This window comes from Mycetocola zhadangensis (assembly GCF_003668565.1).
In the GTDB taxonomy this organism is placed as follows: Bacteria; Actinomycetota; Actinomycetes; order Actinomycetales; family Microbacteriaceae; genus Mycetocola_A; species Mycetocola_A zhadangensis.
This window is the reverse complement of the sequence record NZ_RCWJ01000004.1, coordinates 36,762-60,027: the sequence shown is the minus strand read 5'-3', so window position 1 is coordinate 60,027 and position 23,266 is coordinate 36,762. Positions and strand designations below refer to the sequence as shown.

Genomic DNA, 23,266 nt, shown 5'->3' with positions numbered 1-23,266 from the left:
ATGGCCCATTCGGGCACCCCATCGAGCGGATCAACCGGGCAGAACCGCTCATCGAATTGGAACCTTCCAAACGCGATCACCGTCGTCCGCATTCTGCTTGCCCCGGTTTTCATCTGGATGCTCCTGGCGGACGACGGACAGGACGGCGCCCTTCGCTGGGCCGCCGCGATCCTCTTCATCGTGGCCATTGCGACTGACTGGGTCGACGGTGCCATTGCGCGCAAGCACGGCCTGATCACCGACCTCGGCAAGCTGCTCGATCCGATCGCGGACAAGGTACTGACCGGGGGAGCGCTCGTCGCACTGTCGATCCTCGGCGAGCTGCCGTGGTGGATCACCATCGTCGTCCTCGTCCGTGAAATCGGCATCACGGTTCACCGGATGATCGTCGCCACCGACCATGTTGTCGCAGCGGCGTGGATGGGCAAGCTCAAGACGGTTGCCCAGTCGATCGCGATCTCGCTCGCGTTGCTTCCGTTCGACGTTCTCCTTGGGGACTGGGTGTTCTGGGTCAACGGTGTGACCATGACCATCGCCGTTCTGCTGACCGTCGCGAGCGGCATCGATTATGTCGTCACCGAAATGAAAGCCCGGCGCTCTCGATGACGTCCGTCGAAGACGGAGGTTCTTCGGCCTCGGATTCTGACGCCACCGAGACTCTGATCGCAGAGCTTTCCGCACGGGGACTGACCGTCGCCGTCGCCGAATCCCTGACAGGCGGGCTCCTGGTTGCGGAACTCATCAGACCGGCCGGAGCGTCTGCGGTCGTCGTCGGGGGAGTCGTTGCATATGCGACCGAGCTCAAGCGCAGCCAGCTTGGAGTCGACGAAGGCCTCCTGGCCTCCCGCGGGCCGGTCGACCCAGAGGTTGCCCGGCAGATGGCGGCCGGGGTGCGAGCCGCTCTTCGGGTGAACGGCCGCACCGCGGACATCGGAATCTCGACAACCGGCGTGGCAGGGCCAGACCCGCAAGGTGGTCGCCCCCCTGGGACCGTCTTCCTTGGACTCTCCACGGAGACGGAAGGCCGCGCCGTAGAACTGCAGCTGTCAGGCGATCGGCTGCACATCCGAACCGAAACTGTTCGCGCTGCTGTCGCGCTGATCGCCGAAGCGAGCGCTCGCCTCGAACGCGGTCGCGCAGACAACTGAACTGTCCAGGGAAAACCTCTGCATATCAGCGGGAATACCGGCTGTTACGAGCCGGTTACAACCTAGGTATTCACAAGAAAAAGTCAGTTCGCAACAGTAAGGTCTTCCCACGGATGGGTGTAGTAAAGTTGCCTAACCACAGGCTTACCAGCGGTGAGACTGACCAGCAGATAAGGAGGGGTCCCATGATTCTTGTACGCCAGGAAATCGGTGACGTGCTTCGCGACTTTCGGCTGCAAAAGGGGCGGACTCTTCGTCAGGTTGCAAGCAAAGCAAGCGTTGCGCTCGGCTACCTCAGCGAGGTAGAACGCGGTCAGAAAGAAGCCTCAAGCGAGATCCTCGCCTCGGTTGCCGAAGCGCTGGACACCCCGATCTCGGTCATCATGCGCGAGGTCGGCGATCGGCTCGCCGTCATCGAGGGCATCGCCCCGATCCCAGACACGGTCCCAGACGAGTTCGTTGCCGAACTCGACGCGGATCTGGTCGTCCGCTGACCTCGGTCTTCGAATCTCCCGGATGCCCCGGCTCGCGAAAGCGGGCCGGGGCATTCAACGTCCTCTCGCGATTGCGAACCGACATCGACAGTGAGAAATCATCGTGAAGCTCAGTGAGTTCAAACTCGCCCTCACCACCGAGTTCGGTGGTGCGTACGGGCGTGTTATCGCCCACGATCTCGTCCTCAGGGAACTCGGCAGCCGAACCGCGGATGAGGCACTGGCCGCCGGTGTCCAGCCCCGCGCCGTGTGGCTCGCGTTGTGCAGGGAAGCCGATGTGCCCGAGGAGCGTTGGCACGGCGTCGGCGTGCGTCCGCCGCAGAGCTGACCACCGGATCTTCATTCGACACGCCGTCGAATATCTCTCGAACACTCGTTCGGTTTGCGATAGGCTCCATCACAAGAGCTCATCGGTAGCAGCGAGTCCACTGTTTTCCTCCCTCTGACCCAATGTCAGAGGTGCCTCATACAGTCGACACTGTTCACGAAACACGCTCCCAGCCTTGTTGAAGCCGAGTCCCGGCCCGACAGCCTATAGGCGCATCGCTATCGCACACAGAAAGAGGCAGACATGCCAACACCAGCAGACCGCGAGAAGTCCCTCGAAACTGCACTCGCCCAGATCGACCGTCAATTTGGTAAGGGTTCAGTCATGCGCCTCGGTAGCGATGAGCGGGCTCCAGTCGCCGTCATCCCCACCGGCTCGATCGCACTCGACGTCGCGCTCGGCGTCGGCGGACTCCCTCGCGGACGAATCGTTGAGATCTACGGACCTGAGTCCTCAGGTAAGACCACTCTCACCCTGCACGCAATTGCGAATGCGCAGAAGGCTGGCGGTATCGCAGCGTTCATCGACGCTGAGCACGCGCTCGACCCCGAATACGCGAAAAAGCTCGGCGTCGACATTGACGCGCTGCTTGTATCCCAGCCAGACACCGGTGAGCAGGCGCTTGAAATCGCCGACATGCTCGTCCGTTCCGGCTCGATCGACCTGATCGTCATCGACTCCGTCGCGGCCCTCGTGCCGCGCGCCGAGATCGAGGGTGAGATGGGTGACTCCCACGTCGGCCTCCAGGCCCGACTGATGTCCCAGGCTCTGCGTAAGCTCACCGGTGGTCTCAGCCAGACCAACACCACGATGATCTTCATCAACCAGCTGCGTGAGAAGATCGGTGTCTTCTTCGGAAGCCCCGAGACCACCGCTGGTGGTAAAGCCCTCAAGTTTTACGCTTCTGTTCGTCTCGACATCCGACGCATTGAGACGCTCAAGGACGGAACCGACGCGGTCGGAAACCGCACCCGCGTGAAGGTTGTGAAGAACAAGATGGCTCCGCCGTTCAAGCAGGCAGAGTTCGACATTCTGTACGGCACAGGTATCTCCCGAGAGGGCAGCCTGATCGACTTCGGTGTCGAACACCTGATCGTCAAGAAGTCGGGGTCCTGGTACACCTACGACGGTGAGCAGCTGGGGCAGGGCAAGGAAAACTCTCGTAACTTCCTGCTGTCCAACCCCGACATCGCCAACGAGATCGAGTCGAAGATCAAGGCAAAGCTCGGAGTGGGCGTTGCCAAGGTTGAGGCTGAGGTTCCGGTTGCACCGGCAAGCAAGGCAAAGTCGACAGCTGACCAACTCGCCGCCAAGCGCGGCGCTTAGGCCAGGCAGCTTCGTGGTTTCCTTCCGCGACCCAGGCGACGACAAGAGCGCCGACGGCAACTCCGGTGAGAAGATTGCGCCGGTTACCTACCTCCGCGGCGCCGGGCACCAGCCCGGCACCGCGGAGGTGCGGGCGAACCCCGACGCCTGGTTCGGATCGGAGGCAGCCGATGAGCCAGCTGGCAAGCCTCGTCAGCGGCCCGCTGCGGGAACTTCAGCCGGCCACCTTCGGGCGGTTTCCCGCCCCGATGAGAATGACGAGCCGGACGAACCGATCGCTGACCCTGAAGCCGTTGAGACGCTCCTGGTACGCAAACTCGCTCGAAAGTCTCTCAGCGAGGCCGAGGTTTTGGCGTTCGGGGTCCAGGAGGGGCTCACTGCCGCTCAGGCAAACTCAATCCTCGACCGCATGCGCGGGCTCGGCTACGTCGACGACCGCGCCCTGGCCGAGCAGCTCAAACACTCCTTGTCTGAGCGCAAGGGCCAGAGCAAGGCCGTCGTGGCCCGCGCGATGTCCGGGCGGTCGATCGACCGCGACATCATCAACGAAGTACTTGACGACATCGAACAGGAAGACGAGCTCGGCGTAGCGACCGAACTCGCGCGCAAACGGGCGTCTCAAATGTCGGGGCTCGACAAACAAACGCTCGAACGCAGGCTCACCGGGTTCCTGGCACGGCGGGGATACCCAGGGCACATCGTCCGCGAAGCGATCGCGCCAGTGCTCATCGGTCGCTCCTCGTCGCCGTCCTCGACGGTGCGCTTCCGCTGAACCGGGTCGGCGTCCGGGGTGGCGTTCACGCTGCCCCGGATGACCAGCGCTGGCGCGGAAGCAAACGTAGACTGGGACGATCATGAGTACCCTGCTTGAAACGCCAACCGTCATCACGCCATCGACCGCAGCGGTTGACGCGTCCGGGCGTACGCGCACCTATGAAGTACGCACTTTCGGGTGCCAGATGAACGTCCACGACTCCGAGCGGCTGAGTGGTTCACTCGACGCGGCCGGATACGTCCCGGCGGCCAGCGGAACCGAAGCCGACGTCGTTGTCATCAACACCTGCGCTGTTCGTGAGAACGCAGACAATAAGCTGTACGGCAACCTTGGTTACCTCGCGAGTGTCAAGCGACGCCACGAGGGCATGCAGATCGCTGTCGGCGGCTGTCTCGCCCAGAAAGACAAAAACGTCATTCTCGAGAAGGCGCCCTGGGTCGACGTCGTGTTCGGCACCCACAACATGGGTGCGCTGCCCAGCCTGCTCGAGCGGGCGCGCCACAACGACGCAGCCCAGATCGAGATTCTCGAGTCGCTCGAGACCTTCCCATCCACCCTCCCGACGAAGCGCGAATCAAGTTACAGCGGCTGGGTGTCAATCTCCGTCGGGTGCAATAACACCTGCACGTTTTGCATCGTGCCCGCCCTGCGCGGCAAGGAGAAGGACCGTCGGCCGGGGGAGATCCTCGCCGAAATCCAGACTCTCATCGACGACGGGGCCATCGAGGTCACCTTGCTCGGCCAAAACGTGAACTCCTACGGTGTCGAGTTCGGCGACCGGCAGGCGTTCAGCAAACTTCTGCGCGCGGCCGGAGCCATCGACGGGCTCGAGCGCGTCCGGTTCACGAGCCCACACCCGGCGGCCTTCACCGACGACGTCATCGACGCCATGGCAGAGACGCCCAATGTCATGCCGCAGCTGCACATGCCGTTGCAGTCAGGATCCGACCGCATCCTCAAGGCGATGCGCCGCTCGTACCGCAGCGAAAAGTTCCTGGGCATCCTCGACCGGGTGCGTGAGCGCATGCCGCACGCCGCGATCTCAACGGACATCATCGTGGGTTTCCCCGGCGAAACCGAGGAGGACTTCCTCGAGACGATGCGGGTTGTCGAGGCGTCCCGTTTCGCCACAGCGTTCACCTTCCAGTATTCGATCCGTGAGGGCACCCCGGCGGCGACCATGCCGGACCAGGTGCCGAAGGCCGTTGTTCAGGAACGCTTCGAGCGCCTGACCGCCCTGCAGGACCGGATCTCGCTCGAGGAGAACCAGAAGGTTGTCGGTCGGGAGATCGACATTCTCGTTGCCGTCGGTGAGGGCCGAAAGGACACGGCAAGCCACCGGATGTCCGGCCGCGCAGAAGACTCACGTCTGGTCCACTTCGACGTTCCCGAAGGCTCGCCGATCCCTCGCCCTGGCGACATCGTCACTGCAACGGTGACCCAGGCCGCACCGTTTTACCTCCTGGCCGACGCTCCTGACGGCAGCCTGCTTCAGGTGCGCCGCACACGGGCCGGCGACGCATGGGACCGCGCCCAGGCCGAGTCGTGCGGGGTGCCAGCCCCTGGCGCCTCATCGAGCACACCAGGTCGGGTCTCGCTGGGCTTGCCCAGTCTCCGGGTTGGACCGCCCGCTGCCGTTCAGGGCGGGATGACGCCGATCTATGACGCTCTGGACGACGAACGCTGAGCACCATCGGCGCCCCGCAGCTGATTGCTGTCGTAGGGCCAACGGGAACGGGCAAGTCCGAGCTGTCCCTCAATCTTGCTGAGGCACTCAGGTTCGGAGGAGCCGACGCGGAGATCGTCAACGCGGATGCCATGCAGCTGTACCGAGGGATGGACATCGGCACGGCAAAACTGCCGGTCACTGAACGCAGGGGAGTGCCACACCACCTTCTCGACGTCCTCGACGTCGACGAGGAAGCCACGGTCGCGCGGTACCAGCCGCTGGCTCGGGATGCGATCACCGACATCCTGGATCGCGGCAAGTTCCCGATCCTCGTTGGCGGGTCGGGCCTGTACGTGTCGAGCGTGCTCTACGACTTTCAGTTCCCCGGCTCAGACGCGGGTATCCGCGCGCGGCTCGAGGACGAACTCGCGGCGCTCGGCCCAGGGACGCTGTACCAGAGGCTTGCCGCCCTCGACGCTGGGGTGGCCGCCCGGATCGGGCCGCACAACGGCCGCCGGATTGTCCGTGCACTCGAGGTAGCCGAGCTCACCGGCTCGCCTGTGGCTGGCATGCTTCCCGAGGAGCCCGTGTACTGGCGGACGACGAGTATCGTCGGCCTCACCGCACCGCGGCCCGAGTTGACGGCCAGGCTCGACCAACGGGTGCACGGCATGTGGGACGCGGGTCTGCTCGACGAAGTGCATGCCCTGCTCGGGGTCGGCCTTGACCGTGGCGTCACGGCCTCGAGGGCGATCGGTTATGCGCAGGCCGTGAAGCAGCTCACCGGTACGGCGAGCCAGGCCGAGGCCATCGAGGAGACCCAGGCGCTGACGCGGAGATACGCACGGCGCCAGGTCAGCTGGTTCAAGCGATATGCAGACATTGCCTGGTTGGAATACGACGCTCCGGATCTTGTCAGCCGCGCCGTGGCATCCGTTCTCGGGAATTTGGGCTAGCCGGACGACCGGCCGCCAAACCCTAGACTGGGGCGATGGGATTCACACTGCAGTTCACCAAGGGTCACGGCACCGGCAACGATTTTGTGCTCTACACGGACCCGGACGGGAACTACCCGCTGACTGCCTCACAAATCGCGGCGATCTGCGACCGTCATTTCGGCGTCGGAGCCGACGGGGTCATTCGGGCGATTCGCTCAGCGAGCATCGACGAGGGAGCTGCTGCTCTCGCCGAAGACGAGTCCGCTGAGTGGTTCATGGACTACCACAACGCCGACGGCTCGATCGCTGAGATGTGCGGAAACGGCATTCGTGTGTACGTGCGTTACCTCCTTGAGCAGGGTCTCGTGGAACTGGAAAGCGGAGAAACGCTTGCGATCGGCACCCGCGCGGGTGTGAGGGACGTGCAGCGCGCAACCAACGGTTTTCAGGTCGATCTTGGGCGCTGGACCCTCGACGGCGGAGAGCCACTTGTGCGCGCGAAGGAGCTCAAGGTCGCAAGACCCGGCCTCGGTATCAACGTCGGCAACCCGCACGTTGTTGTTGCCCTCGCCGACGAGGCGGAGCTTGAGTCTGCCGACCTGAACTACATTCCGCTGATCGAACCCGAGCCACTCGACGGAGCAAACGTCGAATTCGTGGTTCCCCAGGACCCACTGGTGAAGGACGGTGTTGCGCGCATCCGGATGCGCGTTCACGAGCGTGGAAGTGGCGAGACGCTCTCCTGCGGAACCGGTGTGGTCGCTGCGGCGCTGGCAACACGGCACTGGGCGGGAGCCGCTGCGCCGAACGCCTGGCGAGTCGACGTGCCTGGCGGAACCCTCGGGGTGCGAATGTTCGCGACGCAGGACGGCGAGCACGTTGGGCTGTCCGGCCCGGCAGAGCTCGTCTACACGGGAACCCTCGAGCTGGGTTAGTTCCCTGCCCGGAGAGCCCGCATGACGCGGTAACCCTTGCTGATCGTTTCCTTGGTGACGTCGAAATCGTCAAACGTCTCCTGCAGCCACCGGTGCAGGCTGTCGGAGCCGAGGTTGCGCTGCACGACAAGCCAGGCGTCGGATCCGGGCTCGAGGCGCGGCAGCCAGCGCTCGAGCATGGCATGCAGCTCGGCCTTGCCGACGCGGATCGGCGGGTTGGACCAGATCGTCCGGAAACGAATGTCGTCTGGCACCCCGTCAGGCAGCACGGCCGTGATGTTGGTGAGGCCCAGCTTCTCGGCGTTGCCCTTCAGCAGGTCGAGCGCCCGCTGGTTGACGTCGACGGCCCAGATGTGTGCGTTGGGCGCCTCGAGCGCCAGGGTGAGGGAGATCGGCCCCCAGCCGCAGCCGAGATCGAGGAAGTTGCCTTCCGCAGGTGGCTCGGGGGTGTTCGCCAGGAGCACTGCCGTGCCTGGGTCGATGCGGTCGGGACTGAAGATTCCGTTCGCCGTGGTGAGTTCGTAATCCTGGCCTGAGAGCCGAACGGAGACGGTGCGGAGCTTGAGTTCTGTTCCGGGCACGCCCGTAAAATAATGATCGCTGGCCATAGGGGAACGTTACCGCAAAGCAGATACGCTTAACTGATGACCAAGTCCACGGAATCCACCCCAGAGAACGCCGAGACGCCACTCGAAGACGACGCCGTTTCGCGGGTGCTGCGAAACGCTGAGTCACGCGCCACCGGATACTCACTGTTCGGATCGGGCCAGGCTTCTGCGCTGCAGGACGCTTCGACGACCGGAGAATCGGAACGAGACGGATTCGACGGCGAACAGCAGGATCGCGAGGACCGCCAGGCGCTTCGCCGGGTGGCGAACCTGTCCACCGAGCTTGAAGACGTCACGGAGGTCGAGTACCGGCAGCTGCGCATTGAGAACGTTGTTCTCATCGGTGTGTACCCACAGGGCTCCCAAGAGGACGCAGAGAACTCGATCCGAGAGCTTGCGGCGCTTGCCGAGACCGCCGGCGCCGTTGTGCTCGACGGAATGCTGCAGCGACGCCCGAACCCCGACCCGAGCACGTACCTGGGCAAGGGCAAGGCGGAAGAGCTGCGCGGCATCGTTGCCTCGCTCGGAGCAGACACCGTCATCGCAGATACCGAACTCGCTCCAAGCCAGAGGCGCGCGCTGGAGGACGTCGTGAAGGTCAAGGTCATTGACCGCACCGCCGTCATCCTCGATATCTTCAGTCAGCACGCCAAAAGCCGAGAAGGCAAAGCCCAGGTCGAGCTGGCTCAGCTGGAATACCTCCTTCCCCGCCTCCGCGGTTGGGGTGAGTCGATGTCCCGCCAGGCCGGTGGACAGGTCGGTGGAGCGGGAGCCGGAATGGGCTCGCGTGGACCTGGTGAGACGAAGATCGAACTTGACCGCCGTCGCATTCACACCCGGATGGCGAAACTGCGCAAGCAGATCAAGGGATTCGGTCCGGCACGCGAGGCGAAGCGGGCGAACCGCAACCGCTTCGAGGTGCCCTCCGTGGCGATCGCGGGGTACACCAACGCTGGCAAGTCCAGCCTGCTGAACCGGATCACCAAGGCCGGCGTGCTGGTGGAGAACGCCCTGTTCGCGACCCTTGACGCCACGGTTCGGAAGACCCAGACCGAAGACGGTCGGCTGTACACGCTCTCAGACACCGTCGGGTTCGTTCGAAACCTTCCGCACCAGCTGGTGGAGGCGTTCCGCTCGACACTGGAGGAGGTCGCCGAGTCTGACGTCATCGTCCACGTTGTCGACGCATCGCACCCCGACCCGTCGTCGCAGATCACAACGGTCCGTGATGTGATCGGAGACGTCGGAGCTCGTGACATCCCCGAGATCGTCGTGTTCAACAAGAGCGACCTGGTCAGCGAAGACGACCGCCTGGTCCTTCGCGGCCTCGAGCCACGAGCCATCTTCGCTTCGGCACGCACCGGTGAGGGAATCGATGAGATTCTCGTTCGCATCGCAGAGCTGCTGCCGAGCCCGACGGTGCCGCTCCACCTCCTCGTTCCTTACGACAGGGGAGACGTCATCTCGATGCTCCACCGCCGGGGCAAGGTCGAACACCTCGACTACGAAGAAGAGGGCACCCGTGTGCGCGCCCTCGCCTCGGAAGAGCTCGCCGCCCAGGTGACCGAGTTCGCGGTCGCGGAGTAGTTCAGCAGGAGCGATTCCCCCGGAAAGCGCTCGATTGGCGCTTTTTGACTCCGTCACTTAACGAACGGATGCTCTCGGTACTGTACCGAGAGCATCCGTTCGTTAATAACGTGGTTGCTAGACAGCGCGCAGCACCGCAACGATCTTTCCGAGTACGTCGGCCTCGTCGCCGAGGATCGGTTCGAAGTTGGTGTTGCGCGGAAGCAGCCAGGTGTGGCCGTCGCGCTGGCGGAAGACCTTCACTGTCGCCTCACCGTCGAGCATCGCAGCAACGATGTCGCCGTTTTCGGCTGTCGGCTGCTGGCGAACGACCACCCAGTCACCATCGCAGATGGCGGCGTCGATCATCGACTCGCCAGACACCTTGAGCATGAACAGTTCGCCCTTTCCGACGAGCTGCCGGGGGAGCGGGAACACTTCTTCGACCTGCTGGTCTGCCGTGATCGGAACACCGGCGGCGATCCGCCCAACGAGCGGCACCATGGCGGCGTCGCCGACCGGTGTGGCGTTTTCGAAGTCGACAACGTTCGACGGAGCCGGCAGGTCGATCAGAATCTCGAGTGCGCGCGGGCGGTTCGGGTCGCGCCTGAGGTAACCGCTGAGCTCCAACTGGTTCAGCTGGTGGGTGACGCTCGAGAGTGAAGCCAGGCCGACCGCATCGCCGATCTCGCGCATGCTCGGCGGATATCCACGGCTCTGCACCGAGCGCTGGATGACGTCCATGATGGCCAACTGCTTCTCGCTGAGGCTCTTGCGGCGGCGCGTTGTTGGCTTCTCTGCCAGCACGCGCTTGCCCTTCCGTGCCGGCGAAGCGGCCGGAGCGTCGAGGGTGGACTCGGTCGTGGTCTCTGCCGTGATATTCGCGTTGCCTTGCGTCATGTCACTCCCGTCTGGCGGGCAGCCCCGGCCAATGTCAGTGGTCAGTGGTTGAGTCTCAACCAGTAATCGAAACTCTATCCGTAACACGCCCCACGGCAAAGATTTGTTCGAGTGTGTTGGAAAAACTTTTCGAAAAAGTACGAACAACAGCTTGAAAGTTCGAACAATCGAATATAGATTCGGAATACAGGTTCGCATCCGGCCCTCCCGGCCGAGGGTCGGATGCGAATACTTCGAATCGCCGCAGAGCAGTTCACAGCATCAGCAGGAGGCGCCATGAGCACCGCAGTTATCACCCCCATCCGTCCCAACGTCCGTTCAGGAGCGCCGGCGGCGCTTCGGCCGACCGTAGTGGACGCCGCAGCTGCAGCACACCCATCGAGCGCTCGTCCTTCCGGGCGGATCCGCCTCACCCGCCGCGGACGCGTCGTGTTCACCACGCTCGCCGCAGCGCCGCTCATCGCGGTAGCGGCCTGGTTCGGCCTCGGTGGCGGCTCCGCGATCGCGTCGTCGAGTTCAAGCTCAGCTACGTTCGACTATGTCACCGTCGAGTACGGCGACTCGCTCTGGACAATCGCAGGCAGCATCGCACCCGAGGCTGACCCTCGCGATGTGATCGCCGACGTCATGTCGCTCAACCAGCTGGAGACGTCCACAGTTGTTCCCGGGCAGCGCATCGCGCTTCCGGAGCGCTACACCGCCTCGTAACGTCGGCGGTTTCGCTGCCCCGTAACGCAAGCGGCTCCGCTGCCTCCTGCGGGTAAACTTGGCGAGTGAGTTCTCTCGATGCCCTGCCCATCCGCGACGATCTTCGCGGTAAGTCTCCGTACGGTGCGCCCCAGAAGGTGGTGCCCGTCGCTCTCAATGTCAACGAGAACACCCACCCGATTCCCGAAGACGTCGCGAGGGACATCGTCACTTCGCTTGCGCATGCTGTTCTGCAGGCCAACCGATACCCGGACCGGGAATTCACGGACCTGCGTCAGAGCCTCGCCGGCTACCTCGGACACGGTCTCACCGCAGATCACATTTGGGCGGCCAACGGTTCGAACGAGGTCCTGCAGCAGGTGCTTCAGGCCTTCGGCGGACCGGGGCGATCACTCTTGGGGTTCACCCCGACCTACTCGATGTACCCCCTGCTGGCCTCGGGAACGGGGACCCGCTGGATTGGCGCCGAACGTGATGCCGACTACGAGATCTCACCGGAAACCGCTGCAGCCGCCGTGCGCCGCGAGCACCCGGACATCGTGTTCCTGTGTTCACCCAACAACCCGACGGGGACGCCGCTTTCGCTCGAGACGATCGAAGCTGTCTATGACGCCACCGACGGCATCATCGTTGTAGACGAGGCGTATTTCGAATTCGCCCCGAGCGGCACCCCGAGCGCTCTGACGCTTCTCGAGGGGCGCGACCGGCTGCTGGTCTCTCGCACCATGAGTAAGGCATTCGCGTTCGCGGGGGTTCGCGTCGGCTACCTCGCGGCTGCTCCAGCGGTCACCGACGCATTGCGACTCGTTCGGTTGCCGTATCACCTGTCAGCGCTGACACAGGCTGCCGCCACTGCGGCGCTCGCCCACAGCGGTGAAATGCTCGCGATGGTCGACGACATCAAGGCACAGCGGGACCGGATAAGTGTCGGACTCGCTGCACTGGGCTACCGGCCATACCGAAGCCACAGCAACTTCGTATTGTTCGGCGGTGTCGACGACCCGAACGCACTCTTCGAAGCGCTGCTTGAACGCGGGGTGCTCATCCGGGACATTGGACTGCCAGGGCAAATGCGAGTGTCAGCGGGCACAGAGGCGGAGACCACAGCGTTCCTCGACGCCATCGCGGCAGTAAGCTCGAAAGCATGAGCCAGCCGCAGCGCACCGCCCGAATCCAGCGTGCAACGAGCGAATCGAACATCGACCTCACGCTCAACCTCGACGGAACCGGCGTCAGCGACATTTCCACAACCGTGCCGTTCTACGACCACTTGCTGACGGCCTTCGCCAAGCACGCGCTCGTCGACCTCACCGTGCGCGCCACGGGAGACATCGAGATCGATGTTCACCACACGGTCGAAGACATCGGTATCGCTCTCGGGCAGGCCATCAAACAGGCCCTGGGAACGAAGGAGGGCATCTCGCGGTTCGGAGACGCCCTGGTTCCGTTGGACGAAGCGCTCGTGCAGGCGGTCGTTGACATCTCGGGTCGGCCGTACCTCGTGCACACGGGTGAGCCAGCCGGCTTCGAATTCCACCTCATCGGCGGCCACTTCACCGGATCGATGGTTCGCCACGTCTTCGAAGCTATCGCGTTCAACGCCGCACTCACGGTGCACGTCTCCGTGCTCGGCGGCCGCGACCCTCACCACATCGCCGAAGCCGAGTTCAAGGCATTCGCCCGCGCGTTCCGCCAGGCGAAGGCCTTCGACGCGCTCGTGAGTGGGATTCCCTCGACCAAGGGTGCACTGTGAGCGGTTCCTCTCGCCCTCAGGTTGTCGTCCTCGACTACGGGAGCGGCAATGTCCACTCCGCTGTCAAAGCTCTCGAGGCGGCCGGGGCGAACGTCGAGTTGACCGGCAACCGGCAGAAGGCCCTCGACGCCGACGGGCTCCTCGTGCCAGGCGTCGGAGCGTTCAGCGCGGTGATGGATCAGCTTGCCGCGTCGCGCGGAGCAGAAGTTATTGACAGGCGCCTCGCCGGGGGTCGCAAAGTCCTCGGCATCTGCGTTGGTATGCAGGTGTTGTTCGAGCGCGGTGTCGAGCGCGGCATCGACACCGAAGGACTTGGCGAATGGCCAGGGGTCGTCACCGAACTCGACTCGCCGATCCTCCCGCACATCGGCTGGAACACCGTCGACGCACCGGAAGACTCGGTTCTCTTCCGTGGCATCCGCGACGAACGTTTCTACTTTGTTCACTCCTACGCCGCCCAGGAGTGGACGCTCGACGTCACACCCCCGTTCCACGAGCCGGCGCTGACCTGGGCCAAGCACGGCACGCGCTTTCTGGCTGCCGTGGAGAACGGACCGTTGAGCGCGACGCAGTTCCACCCCGAGAAATCGGGAGAGGCCGGTATTCGACTGCTGACCAACTGGGTCAGCTCGTTGACATCGGACTAACGTTTCGCGTACATTCCCCGGCACGCCTGTGCCGAACCAACTATCAAGGACAATTTCATGAGTGAGTTCAACACGACGCCGAAACTTGTGCTGCTTCCGGCAGTTGACGTCGCAGACGGTAAGGCCGTCCGACTGACCCAGGGTGAGGCCGGCACGGAAACTAACTACGGCGACCCCGTCGATGCGGCAGCCGACTGGGCGAGCCAGGGCGCCGAGTGGATCCACCTCGTTGACCTCGACGCCGCATTCGGGCGCGGAAGCAACGCCGGTGTGATCCGCAAGGTGATCAAGCAGGTTCGCGGAGTGAACGTCGAACTGTCCGGCGGAATTCGCGACGATGCCTCGCTCGAAGCGGCACTGGCGACCGGTGCCAAGCGGATCAACCTGGGAACCGCCGCCCTTGAGAACCCCGAGTGGGCTGCGAACGTGATCGGCCAGTACGGCGAGGCCGTCGCGGTCGGACTTGACGTTCGGGGCACGACACTCGCCGCACGCGGGTGGACCCGCGACGGTGGAGACCTCTGGACCGTCATCGACCGGCTCGAGCAGGCGGGTTGTGCTCGTTATGTCGTGACAGACGTCACCAAGGACGGCACGCTCCAGGGACCGAACATCGACCTGCTTCGCCAGGTGATGGAGCGGACGAACCGCCCGGTCATCGCCTCCGGCGGAATCTCCAGCCTCGACGACCTGGTTGCCCTGCGCGAACTCGTGCCTCTCGGCCTTGAGGGCACGATCGTCGGCAAGGCCCTCTACGCCGGAGCATTCACCCTGGCTGAGGCGCTGGATGTCGCATCCGACTAATTCGGCAGACTCGGCAGGCCAGCCCTGGAAGGGGCGCCAGTTCGACAGCAATGCCTTTTCAGGCGACGACGGCTCGGCGCCCCCCGCACTGATCGGGGCGCTCAGCCGTTTCGCCGCTGGGACCGCTGGCGAGCAGGATGTTGTCGACGCGTTCCGCACATCGAGACTGCTGATCCCGCTCGTCGCTCACGCCGGTGACGTCGGTGTCAATGCACAGGGACAGACGGTGGACAAGACGCAGGAACTGTCGATCGTCACCGTCGCTGGGCCTGACGGACGAAACGTTCTGCCGGTCTTCTCGTCGGTCACAGCCATGCAGTCCTGGAACTCCGGAGCGCGACCAGTGCCAGCCGATGGCATCCGCGTTGCCCTCGCAGCCGCGAGCGAACAGACCGAGTTGGTTGTCCTCGACCCGACGAGCGATACCGAGTTTGCTCTTCGTCGACCGGCGTTGTGGGCAGTTGCGCAGTCGCTGCCGTGGCTGCCGGCGTACGCCAACCCGGACGTGCTTGACGCTTTTCTCACCAGTGCGCGGTCGGAACTCGCCGTACTCGATGTGCGGCTGGCTCCAGGGGATCCGCGGGCTCGGCTCGCCGGACCCGAACTGGTCGCCCACCTCGAGCTCGTTGACGGTCTGACCCGGTCCGAGTTGGACACGGTTCTGGCCCGACTCGCACAGCGGTGGGCGGCGAGCGACGCCATCGCTACGATGGTGGACTCACTCGCCGTTCGCCTTGAGGCGTCGGGCTGACCCCTGTGACGCGGCTGGGATTTACCGTCGAGGGTTGACCTTGCGGTGGCGAGGATGGTGGCATGGGGGAAACGAAGGGACGCCATGCCAGAACCCACTGGGCACATCAGTCAAGGTCGTGACCTCACATTCGAGCTCACGCTGACCCGTCGCTTCGACGCTCCAGCGGCGGAGGTTTGGGCAAGCCTCACCGATCCGGCACAAACGGCCGAGTGGCTTGGGCCGTGGCGGGGAACGCCAGGTGTCGGCAACACTGTCGAACTGCAGATGGCGTTCGAAGAGGGCGACTCCTGGAGTGCGGTGCGGATCGACGAGTGCGACGCGCCTCACCGGATCAGTGTCTCCGTGACCGTCTCGGAGGACATCAGCGGCTGGGATCTCGAGGTCACCCTGGCCGAGCAGGATGGGGAAACCGAGCTGACCTTCGTGCACCGGCTCGATGACCCGGCGGCAGCGGAATCGATCGGGCCAGGGTGGGAGTATTACCTCGACATGCTCGTTGCGGCACGAACCGGAACCGAGCGGCCCGAGTTCGATGACTATTACCCCTCGCAGGTGGTCTACTACACGAAGCAGGCGAATCGCGTGCTCACCGAGTGACGTCGTGGCATCCGTTCTCAAAATCAGCTGGTGCGCCATACTGACCTGATGACGTCCCAACCCGCCGCACGCCGCGGTCTTGGTGTGCTGGCCATTCTTGTCGGTGTGCTCGTGATCGTGTCACTGATTGTCGTGTTCACCCGGGGGGAGCTGGAGCTGCTCGATGAGTCGACGCCGGAGGGTGTTGTGCAGCGGTACTCGGCTGCGGTGCTCGACGGCGACGAGGACGCTGCGCTGAGATATCTCGCGGCCGAAGCTCAATCGGATTGTGGGCTGATCGCTGTCACCGAAACCGAAAACCTGCGGGTCTCACTGGTTTCGACGGAAAACGGTGATGATGGCGGTTCGGCCGATGTGACAGTTTCGCTCAGTCGAGGCTCCAACGGGGAACTTTTCGGGGGCTCCGGATACGAATACGAGGAACGGTTCTCGCTGACGAAGGTAGGAAGCGACTGGCGCATCGAGACCGCGCCGTGGGAGTTGGCGTTCTGCCGCAATGACGGGTTCTCAGGATGAGCGGGACCTTCTCACAGGCGAAGCCTTCGCCTGCGGGTTCAATCGTGCGGCGGCTCGTTGTCTACACGTTGCTGGCCGTGCTCGTCTGCATCGCTGCGAGCGGCCTGGCCGGGCTCCTGGGGCTTCTGCTCGACGTCGAGACGGTGCTGGCCGGCACACGTACCTCGAGTACGGCCCAGTTTTTGACCTTCACCCTGATCGGTGTGCCGTTCGCCGCCGCTCTGTGGTGGACTGTGTGGCGCCGGCTCTCCGACCCTGCCGAGCGTAACTCGCTGGCGTGGGGTTTGTACCTCTCAGCAGTGCTCACCCTGTCACTGATCGTGTTCAGCACCGCGCTTCTCGGTGTGCTTGCCGGTCTGATCGAGGGGGACTGGGACGGCCCCGGCCTCGCAACGGCACTCGTGTGGGCCGCCGTGTGGGCCTGGCACTGCCTGATCTGGCGGAACCCGCTGACAGCGCCGGGCCGCCTCACCGTTGTGCCCGCAGTGCTGGGTGCGAGCTTCGGTCTGATCCTCGGTGCCGGATCCGCCTGGCGCACACTCGCGTCGGTGTTCGACGCCGGGCTAGACAGTCTCGATGTTGAAGTGCTGGTCGAATCGTCATGGGGGATCGGTGCCCTGCAGTCGCTGCTCTGGGCCATCGGCGGTGCGGCGATCTGGGCATGGCACTGGTATCGCGCGGGCGCACGCCTCAGCACGACGGCGCTCTCAAACGTCGCCCTCGTTGTGCTCGGCATCCTCGGTGCGAGCATCGTGACCCTCGCCGGCATCGGAACTTCCCTCTTCGTTCTGCTGCGACTCGGATTCGACCGAACCGACCCTGTGCCCGTTCTGCTCTCCCCAATGCCGGCCGCGCTCGCGGCAACGTTGGTCGGCTGCGGCATCTGGATCTACTCCCACGCAACAGCCGAGCAACGCTCACCAGCGACCCGAGAGGCCGGCGTGCTTGCCACAAGCGGTGTCGCTCTCGCGGGAGCAGCCTCAGGCATCGGCGTCATCGTGAATGCCACCCTCGGCATCATCCCCACCCCGCTTGCCGGCGACGACACACGCACACTTCTCCTCGGCGGGTTGAGCGCTCTGCTGGTCGGAGCACCGGTGTGGTGGTTCGCCTGGCGTCCACTAACGGTGACGGATGCTTCGCGCCAGTTCGCTGGACGCCGCATCTACCTGATCGCCATTTTCGGGATCAGTGCCGTTGTTGCCCTGATCACCCTGCTCGTGATCGGATTCCGGCTGTTCGAGTTCTTCCTCGGCGGGAGCGAGGGACTCGTCGACCGGATCCGCGCACCTCTGGGCCTGCTCACGGCGACCGCCCTGGTCGCCGGCTACCACTTCAGCGTGTGGCGGCGCGACCGGGACGAAGCTGACCGAAACACCCCGCCGGAGCGTGCGCGCACGATCGGAGATGTGGTCCTCGTCACGGGGGCCGACGCGGATCCGCTCGTACGCGCGATCGAGACCGCGACCGGAGCGTCGGTGACCGTGTGGCGCTCGGCGAGCTCGCCCTACGAGACAAACCCGGCTGACCTGGTGCGTGCCCTCGACGGCATCACGGGTGCGCGGGTGCTGATTGTGGCGACCGATCGCGTCGAGGTGATTCCGCTCCACGAGTAAGCGGGCCGGCACCACCCCGGCCGACACCAACCCGGCCGGCACCACCCCGGCCGACACCACCCCGGCCGACACCAACCCGGCCGCTGGCACACTGGCGGATCCGGCCGGCTCCGACTTTCGTTCGTCGGTCCCTTAGCGCGGCTTTTGCCGGGTACGGGATCGGAACGGACCGATGAGTGACGGCGCAGGGGTTTGGTGTTCGTTCGTCGGTCCCTTAGTGCGGCTTGTGCGGCGAGAACGTTACTTATCGGACCGATGAGTGAGCGGACCGAGTGCGGTGTTCGTTCGTCGGTCCCTTAGTACGGCTTGTGCGGCGAGAGCGTCACTTATTGGACCGATGAGTGAGCGGACCGAGTGCGGCGTTCGTTCGTCGGTCCCTTAGTACGGCTTTTGCCGGGTAAAGGAGACGGAACGGACCGATGAGTGACGGCGCAGGGGTTTGGCGTTCGTTCGTCGGTCCCTTAGTGCGTTCTTGCCCCGAACACGACGCAACAGAGCGACGAAGCGACGAACGCGCCCCCGCGACCGCGTCGGCGCGGTTAGTTAACCGGGCCCGTCCATTTCTCTCCCGGACCCTTGCCGATCGGGTCGGGGATCGATGAGGCCTCACGGAACGCCAGCTGCAGCGAGCGAAGTCCGTCGCGGAGGCTGCGAGCGTGCATGTCGCTCACTTCGGGCGCACCCGCCGTGATCAGTCCGGCCAGGGCGTTGATGAGCTTGCGGGCCTCATCGAGGTCAAGCTGGCTGTCCGGGTCGTCGGCCAGGCCACATTTCACGGCTGCCGCACTCATGAGGTGCACTGCCGTTGTGGTGATAACTTCGACGGCGCCGACGTCAGCGATATCGCGGGTTGCGTCAGCCGCGGCGTCTTCAACGTTGTCGTAAGGGGATTCGTTAGTGCTCAATGCCAACCTCTGCTAGACTCTAAGACGGCTCCGGGACTTTTGTTCCGGTACGAAAGAGGAAATTTCCCACCCGCGCTTGACCGCTTCACTAAGGTTACCGGGTTGTTGTACTCCGCCAGACGCATGGTTTCCATGCTGAGGTAGACAGGGTACGAGCCGCTGCGATTGCTTTATTGCCGTCGTGGTTGTGGTGTGTGACTTCTCCTCTCTCGCTTGATTCAGGCATCCGTCTGTATTGAAAGTCAGAGATTGAGTTAGAGGAGTAACGCATTAGCGATCCCCGTACAAACGACCGTATCCGAGTCCCCGAGGTCCGCCTCGTGGGTCCCGCCGGAGAACAGGTCGGCGTCGTCAAGATTGAGGTAGCACTGCGCCTGGCGCAGGAAGCTGAGCTCGATCTCGTCGAGGTCGCCCCGAACTCCAAGCCTCCGGTCGCGAAGATCATGGATTACGGCAAGTTCAAGTACGAGGCTGCGCAGAAGGCCAAGGAGGCCAGGCGTAACCAGGCGAACACGATCCTCAAAGAGGTTCGATTCCGTCTCAAGATCGACAAGCACGACTACGAAACGAAAGTAAAGCGCGCTGAGGGATTCCTCAAGGGTGGCGACAAGGTCAAAGCAATGATCCTGTTCCGCGGCCGTGAGCAGTCTCGACCCGACCAGGGCGTGCGCTTGCTCCAAAAATTTGCCGAAGATGTTTCGGAACTGGGCACTGTTGAGTCCACTCCGACCATCGATGGTCGAAACATGGTCATGGTAATCGGCCCTCTGAAGAACAAGTCAGAGGCAAAGGCCGAAGCCAACGCACAACGTGCTGCCAATAAAGCAGCGAAGCAGGAGGAAGACAATGCCTAAGCAGAAGACCCATTCCGGTGCCAAGAAGCGATTCAAGCTCACCGGTTCCGGCAAGATCAAGAAGCAGCAGTCGGGCATGCGCCACAACCTCGAGGTGAAGTCCGGACAGCGTAAGCGTCGCTTGAACACCGACCAGCTCGTCTCGAAGGCTGACACCAAGAACATCAAGAAGCTTCTCGGTCACTAAGACCTGAACCCGTTAGGAATATAGACAAATGGCAAGAGTAAAAAGGGCGGTAAACGCTCACAAGAAGCGTCGGGTTATCCTCGAGCGCGCCGAGGGTTACCGCGGCCAGCGTTCACGCCTGTACCGCAAGGCCAAGGAGCAGGTCACCCACTCCATGGTTTACGCGTACCGTGACCGCCGCCAGAAGAAGGGTGACTTCCGTCGCCTCTGGATTCAGCGGATCAACGCGGCATCGCGTGCCAACGGCCTCACCTACAACCGCCTCATCCAGGGTCTCGGCCTTGCTGGCATCGAGGTTGACCGTCGCATCCTCGCTGAGCTCGCCGTTAACGAGCCGGCCACGTTCGCGGCCCTCGTCGAGAGCGCGAAGAAGGCCCTCCCGGCCGACACTTCGGCTCCGAAGGCAGCAGCGTAAGCAGCTTTTCCTCACAACGGGCATCCCGCTTCGGCGGGGTGCCCGTTGTTGTGTTGTGCGCGAGCCTCCCCAGCCGGTCACGGGCTGTCCTTAGACTGGGGGAGTGCTTGATAACCCACGTTCCCCGCGCGTCAGAGCGGTAGCAAAACTTGCCAAACGACCAGCCAGGCTTGAAACCGGCCTCTTCCTGCTCGAAGGGCCGCAGGCGGTATCCGAAGCGCTGGCCTTCCGCCCGGGGCTGATCGTCGAGCTCTACGCAACACCAACCGCGCTCGAGCGGTACCCCGAGATCGCCGCCCAGGCTGCCGAGCAGCCGGACTTCGACGTTGAGTTCGTCTCCGAAGAGGTCCTCGGTGTGATGAGTGACACGGTGACACCGCAGGGCTTCATCGCCGTTGCACACCAGTTCCCGACGTCGATGAAAGACATCTTCAACGCTGAGCCCAAGCTCATCGCCATTCTCGAAGAGGTTCGCGACCCGGGCAACCTCGGCACGATCATTCGTGCTGCCGACTCCGCAGGCGCCGACGCGGTCATTCTCACGGGCCGCAGTGTCGACCTGTACAACCCGAAGGTCGTTCGTTCGACGACCGGGTCCCTGTTCCACCTGCCGATCGCGGTCGGCGCCGAACTGCCGAACGTCATCGAGCGTGCACACAAGGCGGGACTTCGAGTTCTGGCCGCCGACGTTAAGGGAACGAGTCTCCTCGACGCCCGGATTTCCGGTGAACTCGTGCAGCCGACCGCCTGGCTCTTCGGTAATGAAGCTCACGGGCTCACCGACGAGCAGCTGCCGCTCGCCGACGCCGCAATCACCGTGCCGATCTACGGCCACGCCGAGTCGATGAACCTCGCGACAGCTGCGTCGGTCTGTCTCTACGAATCGGCATTCGCACAACGCAGCGCCGTCTAACCGGCGTACGCCGTGGCATCCGCTTCTTCCTTCCTAATCTTGGTTACGAATGAGTAACGGATGCCACGCGTCATACGGCTGAAACATCGCGTCCCCTAGTTTGGGTGCATGGAACCAACGCTGATACCGAACACGACGAGCATGCCCATCGCGAAACGCGGGGAACCCCTGGTCATCGTCGACTCGGTCAACAAGCACTACGGCGAACTCCACGTTCTGAAAAACATCAACACCACTGTCGCCCGCGGCGAGGTCGTTGTGGTTATCGGTCCAAGTGGTTCGGGCAAGTCGACGCTGTGCCGCGCGATCAACCGGCTCGAAACCATCGACGACGGCAGCATCACCATTGACGGCAAGAAGTTGCCTGAAGAGGGCGCTGAGCTTGCACATCTGCGGGCGGACGTCGGCATGGTGTTCCAGTCGTTCAACCTTTTCGCACACAAGACAGTGCTTGAGAACATCACGCTTGCGCCGATGAAGGTCAAGAAGATGTCGAAGAAGGATGCCACTGAGCGCGCAATGACCCTGCTCGAGCGCGTCGGAGTGGCGAACCAGGCGAACAAGATGCCGGCTCAGCTCTCCGGTGGCCAGCAGCAGCGTGTCGCAATCGCCCGTTCGCTCGCAATGAGCCCCAAGCTGATCCTCATGGACGAGCCCACAAGCGCGCTCGACCCCGAAATGATCAACGAGGTCCTCGACGTCATGGTCGGCCTCGCCAAAGAGGGAATGACCATGATCGTGGTGACCCACGAGATGGGCTTCGCTCGCAAGGCCGCCGACCGTGTGCTTTTCATGGCCGACGGCGAAATCGTCGAAGAAGCCACCCCAGAGACCTTCTTCAGCGCACCGAAGTCGGATCGCGCCAAGGACTTCCTGTCGAAAATTCTTGATCACTGACCGGCACGCACCGATCGGTGCGACGCCTCTCACGCTTGACCGCCCAGCGGTCAGGGAAACACAGCACATCACAGAGGAATGAGAAGCAGATGAAGCGCAAAAAGCTATCACTGATCGCACTCGGCGGAGCCGCGTTGCTCACGCTTTCGGCATGTTCAGGCGGCAGCGGCGGAGACACCGCTGCTCCGGAGCCCGAAGCAGCCCCCACCTTCGAAGCAGGCACAACGATGGCCACGCTCGCCGAAGAGGGCAGCATCACCATCGGTACCAAGTTCGACCAGCCCCTGTTCGGCCTCATCGGACCCGACGGTGACCCGGTTGGATTCGACGTCGAGATCGGCAAGATCATCGCCGCGAAGCTCGGCATCGCCGAAGACAAGATCGAGTGGAAGGAAACGGTTTCAGCCAACCGCGAGCCCTTCATCCAGAACGGCGAGGTTGACATCGTCATCGCGACGTACACCATCAACGACAAGCGCAAGGAAGTCATTTCCTTCGCCGGCCCGTACTACATGGCCGGTCAGTCGATCCTGACGCTCGCCGACAACAAGGACATCAAGAGCGAAGATGACCTCGTCGGCCAGCCGGTCTGCTCGGTCACCGGGTCCACCCCGGCAGCGAAGCTCGCTGAGATCGGTGCAACACCTGTCCTGACCGACACCTACTCGAACTGCCTCGAGCCGCTGCGCACGGGCCAGGTTGTCGCGGTCTCGACAGACAACGTGATCCTCGCGGGTCTCGCCGCTCAGAACGAGGGCGAGTTCAAGGTGGTCGGCAAGCCGTTCACCGAGGAGCCGTACGGTATCGGCCTCAAGCTGGAGGACACGGAGTTCCGCAACTTCATCAACGACACCCTTGAAGAGTCCTACGAAGACGGTTCGTACGAGGAGGCCTGGAACAGCACAGCTGGAACGGTTCTCGAGTTCGTTGAACCGCCGGCCGTAGACCGCTACTAAAGTCCCACACACATTCGGGGCGGGGGTGACCCCGCCCCGTTTGTGAGCACTCGCACT

28 protein-coding genes are annotated in these 23,266 nt (G+C 63.5%); 25 read left to right on the top strand and 3 right to left on the bottom strand.

The features are described 5' to 3' along the window. From pgsA to dapF, 9 genes are all read left to right on the top strand, one after another. The gene (pgsA, locus tag D9V28_RS13055; RefSeq protein ID WP_121660202.1) at positions 1-606 is read left to right on the top strand and encodes a CDP-diacylglycerol--glycerol-3-phosphate 3-phosphatidyltransferase; all 606 of its coding nucleotides are present in this window, start codon (positions 1-3) and stop codon (positions 604-606) included. Further along, on the top strand, positions 603-1,148 hold the full coding sequence (locus tag D9V28_RS13050) for a CinA family protein (RefSeq protein WP_121660201.1): 546 nt from the start codon (positions 603-605) through the stop codon (positions 1,146-1,148). The genes pgsA and D9V28_RS13050 overlap by 4 nt, the downstream gene beginning before the upstream one ends. A gap of 185 nt (positions 1,149-1,333) precedes the next feature. After that, positions 1,334-1,642: a helix-turn-helix domain-containing protein gene (locus tag D9V28_RS13045; RefSeq protein ID WP_121660200.1), complete on the top strand. Its 309-nt coding sequence runs from the start codon at positions 1,334-1,336 to the stop codon at positions 1,640-1,642. A gap of 103 nt (positions 1,643-1,745) precedes the next feature. After that, positions 1,746-1,970: a DUF3046 domain-containing protein gene (locus D9V28_RS13040; RefSeq protein ID WP_121660199.1), complete on the top strand. Its 225-nt coding sequence runs from the start codon at positions 1,746-1,748 to the stop codon at positions 1,968-1,970. A 243-nt stretch (positions 1,971-2,213) separates the two neighbouring features. Then, positions 2,214-3,296 (top strand): recombinase RecA, encoded by a 1,083-nt coding sequence (gene recA / locus D9V28_RS13035; protein ID WP_121660198.1) that lies wholly within the window; start codon positions 2,214-2,216, stop codon positions 3,294-3,296. A 13-nt stretch (positions 3,297-3,309) separates the two neighbouring features. Beyond that, a complete protein-coding gene (locus D9V28_RS13030) occupies positions 3,310-4,068 on the top strand; it encodes a regulatory protein RecX (protein WP_121660197.1) in 759 nt (252 codons plus the stop codon). Between the two features lie 82 nt (positions 4,069-4,150). Further along, positions 4,151-5,758 carry a tRNA (N6-isopentenyl adenosine(37)-C2)-methylthiotransferase MiaB gene (miaB, locus tag D9V28_RS13025; RefSeq protein ID WP_121660196.1) on the top strand — a complete coding sequence of 536 codons (1,608 nt, stop codon included), beginning with the start codon at positions 4,151-4,153 and terminating at the stop codon, positions 5,756-5,758. A gap of 5 nt (positions 5,759-5,763) precedes the next feature. Continuing rightward, on the top strand, positions 5,764-6,696 hold the full coding sequence (miaA, locus tag D9V28_RS13020) for a tRNA (adenosine(37)-N6)-dimethylallyltransferase MiaA (protein WP_121660195.1): 933 nt from the start codon (positions 5,764-5,766) through the stop codon (positions 6,694-6,696). A gap of 35 nt (positions 6,697-6,731) precedes the next feature. Further along, positions 6,732-7,613 (top strand): diaminopimelate epimerase, encoded by an 882-nt coding sequence (gene dapF, locus D9V28_RS13015; protein WP_121660194.1) that lies wholly within the window; start codon positions 6,732-6,734, stop codon positions 7,611-7,613. Here dapF and D9V28_RS13010 read toward each other — a convergent pair. Next, the gene (locus D9V28_RS13010; RefSeq protein ID WP_121660193.1) at positions 7,610-8,221 is read right to left on the bottom strand and encodes a class I SAM-dependent methyltransferase; all 612 of its coding nucleotides are present in this window, start codon (positions 8,219-8,221) and stop codon (positions 7,610-7,612) included. The two genes, dapF and D9V28_RS13010, sit on opposite strands and share 4 nt — an antisense overlap. Before the next feature lie 36 nt (positions 8,222-8,257). Between D9V28_RS13010 and hflX the strand changes: the two genes are divergently transcribed. Beyond that, on the top strand, positions 8,258-9,808 hold the full coding sequence (gene hflX, locus D9V28_RS13005) for a GTPase HflX (RefSeq protein ID WP_121660192.1): 1,551 nt from the start codon (positions 8,258-8,260) through the stop codon (positions 9,806-9,808). Positions 9,809-9,925: 117 nt separating this feature from the next. On the opposite strand, the gene lexA is transcribed toward hflX, so the two are convergent. After that, the gene (gene lexA, locus D9V28_RS13000; protein ID WP_121660191.1) at positions 9,926-10,687 is read right to left on the bottom strand and encodes a transcriptional repressor LexA; all 762 of its coding nucleotides are present in this window, start codon (positions 10,685-10,687) and stop codon (positions 9,926-9,928) included. Between the two features lie 276 nt (positions 10,688-10,963). Between lexA and D9V28_RS12995 the strand changes: the two genes are divergently transcribed. The 9 genes from D9V28_RS12995 (at position 10,964) to D9V28_RS16175 (ending at position 18,082) form a co-directional block, all read left to right on the top strand. Beyond that, positions 10,964-11,395, top strand: coding sequence for a LysM peptidoglycan-binding domain-containing protein (locus tag D9V28_RS12995; RefSeq protein WP_121660410.1), 432 nt, complete (start codon positions 10,964-10,966; stop codon positions 11,393-11,395). A gap of 65 nt (positions 11,396-11,460) precedes the next feature. After that, the gene (locus D9V28_RS12990) at positions 11,461-12,543 is read left to right on the top strand and encodes a histidinol-phosphate transaminase (protein WP_121660190.1); all 1,083 of its coding nucleotides are present in this window, start codon (positions 11,461-11,463) and stop codon (positions 12,541-12,543) included. Continuing rightward, positions 12,540-13,148, top strand: a complete 609-nt coding sequence (hisB, locus tag D9V28_RS12985; RefSeq protein WP_121660189.1) for an imidazoleglycerol-phosphate dehydratase HisB — start codon at positions 12,540-12,542, stop codon at positions 13,146-13,148. Before D9V28_RS12990 ends, hisB begins: the two co-directional genes overlap by 4 nt. Beyond that, entirely contained in the window at positions 13,145-13,795 is a 651-nt protein-coding gene (gene hisH / locus D9V28_RS12980; RefSeq protein WP_121660188.1) for an imidazole glycerol phosphate synthase subunit HisH, read from the top strand. The genes hisB and hisH overlap by 4 nt, the downstream gene beginning before the upstream one ends. A 57-nt stretch (positions 13,796-13,852) precedes the next feature. Continuing rightward, a complete protein-coding gene (priA, locus tag D9V28_RS12975) occupies positions 13,853-14,599 on the top strand; it encodes a bifunctional 1-(5-phosphoribosyl)-5-((5-phosphoribosylamino)methylideneamino)imidazole-4-carboxamide isomerase/phosphoribosylanthranilate isomerase PriA (RefSeq protein ID WP_121660187.1) in 747 nt (248 codons plus the stop codon). Then, a complete protein-coding gene (locus tag D9V28_RS12970; RefSeq protein WP_121660186.1) occupies positions 14,583-15,350 on the top strand; it encodes an SseB family protein in 768 nt (255 codons plus the stop codon). The genes priA and D9V28_RS12970 overlap by 17 nt, the downstream gene beginning before the upstream one ends. A gap of 84 nt (positions 15,351-15,434) precedes the next feature. Next, positions 15,435-15,950, top strand: a complete 516-nt coding sequence (locus D9V28_RS12965; protein WP_121660185.1) for an SRPBCC family protein — start codon at positions 15,435-15,437, stop codon at positions 15,948-15,950. Between the two features lie 48 nt (positions 15,951-15,998). Further along, positions 15,999-16,466, top strand: coding sequence for an LpqB family beta-propeller domain-containing protein (locus D9V28_RS12960; RefSeq protein WP_121660184.1), 468 nt, complete (start codon positions 15,999-16,001; stop codon positions 16,464-16,466). Then, positions 16,463-18,082, top strand: coding sequence for a DUF5671 domain-containing protein (locus tag D9V28_RS16175; protein ID WP_220700507.1), 1,620 nt, complete (start codon positions 16,463-16,465; stop codon positions 18,080-18,082). Before D9V28_RS12960 ends, D9V28_RS16175 begins: the two co-directional genes overlap by 4 nt. 539 nt (positions 18,083-18,621) lie before the next feature. On the opposite strand, the gene D9V28_RS12950 is transcribed toward D9V28_RS16175, so the two are convergent. Then, the gene (locus D9V28_RS12950; RefSeq protein ID WP_183086536.1) at positions 18,622-18,987 is read right to left on the bottom strand and encodes a DUF1844 domain-containing protein; all 366 of its coding nucleotides are present in this window, start codon (positions 18,985-18,987) and stop codon (positions 18,622-18,624) included. A 269-nt stretch (positions 18,988-19,256) separates the two neighbouring features. Here D9V28_RS12950 and infC point away from each other — a divergent pair, with 269 nt between their 5' ends. The 6 genes from infC (at position 19,257) to D9V28_RS12920 (ending at position 23,209) form a co-directional block, all read left to right on the top strand. After that, a complete protein-coding gene (infC, locus tag D9V28_RS12945) occupies positions 19,257-19,841 on the top strand; it encodes a translation initiation factor IF-3 (RefSeq protein WP_121660182.1) in 585 nt (194 codons plus the stop codon). Continuing rightward, a complete protein-coding gene (gene rpmI / locus D9V28_RS12940) occupies positions 19,834-20,028 on the top strand; it encodes a 50S ribosomal protein L35 (protein WP_108390634.1) in 195 nt (64 codons plus the stop codon). The genes infC and rpmI overlap by 8 nt, the downstream gene beginning before the upstream one ends. A 28-nt stretch (positions 20,029-20,056) precedes the next feature. Further along, positions 20,057-20,443 (top strand): 50S ribosomal protein L20, encoded by a 387-nt coding sequence (gene rplT / locus D9V28_RS12935; protein WP_121660181.1) that lies wholly within the window; start codon positions 20,057-20,059, stop codon positions 20,441-20,443. Positions 20,444-20,546: 103 nt separating this feature from the next. Next, the gene (locus D9V28_RS12930) at positions 20,547-21,356 is read left to right on the top strand and encodes a TrmH family RNA methyltransferase (protein WP_121660180.1); all 810 of its coding nucleotides are present in this window, start codon (positions 20,547-20,549) and stop codon (positions 21,354-21,356) included. A 141-nt stretch (positions 21,357-21,497) separates the two neighbouring features. Next, entirely contained in the window at positions 21,498-22,253 is a 756-nt protein-coding gene (locus tag D9V28_RS12925) for an amino acid ABC transporter ATP-binding protein (protein ID WP_121660408.1), read from the top strand. Positions 22,254-22,342: 89 nt separating this feature from the next. Beyond that, positions 22,343-23,209, top strand: coding sequence for a glutamate ABC transporter substrate-binding protein (locus tag D9V28_RS12920; RefSeq protein ID WP_121660179.1), 867 nt, complete (start codon positions 22,343-22,345; stop codon positions 23,207-23,209). Positions 23,210-23,266 lie beyond the last annotated feature (57 nt).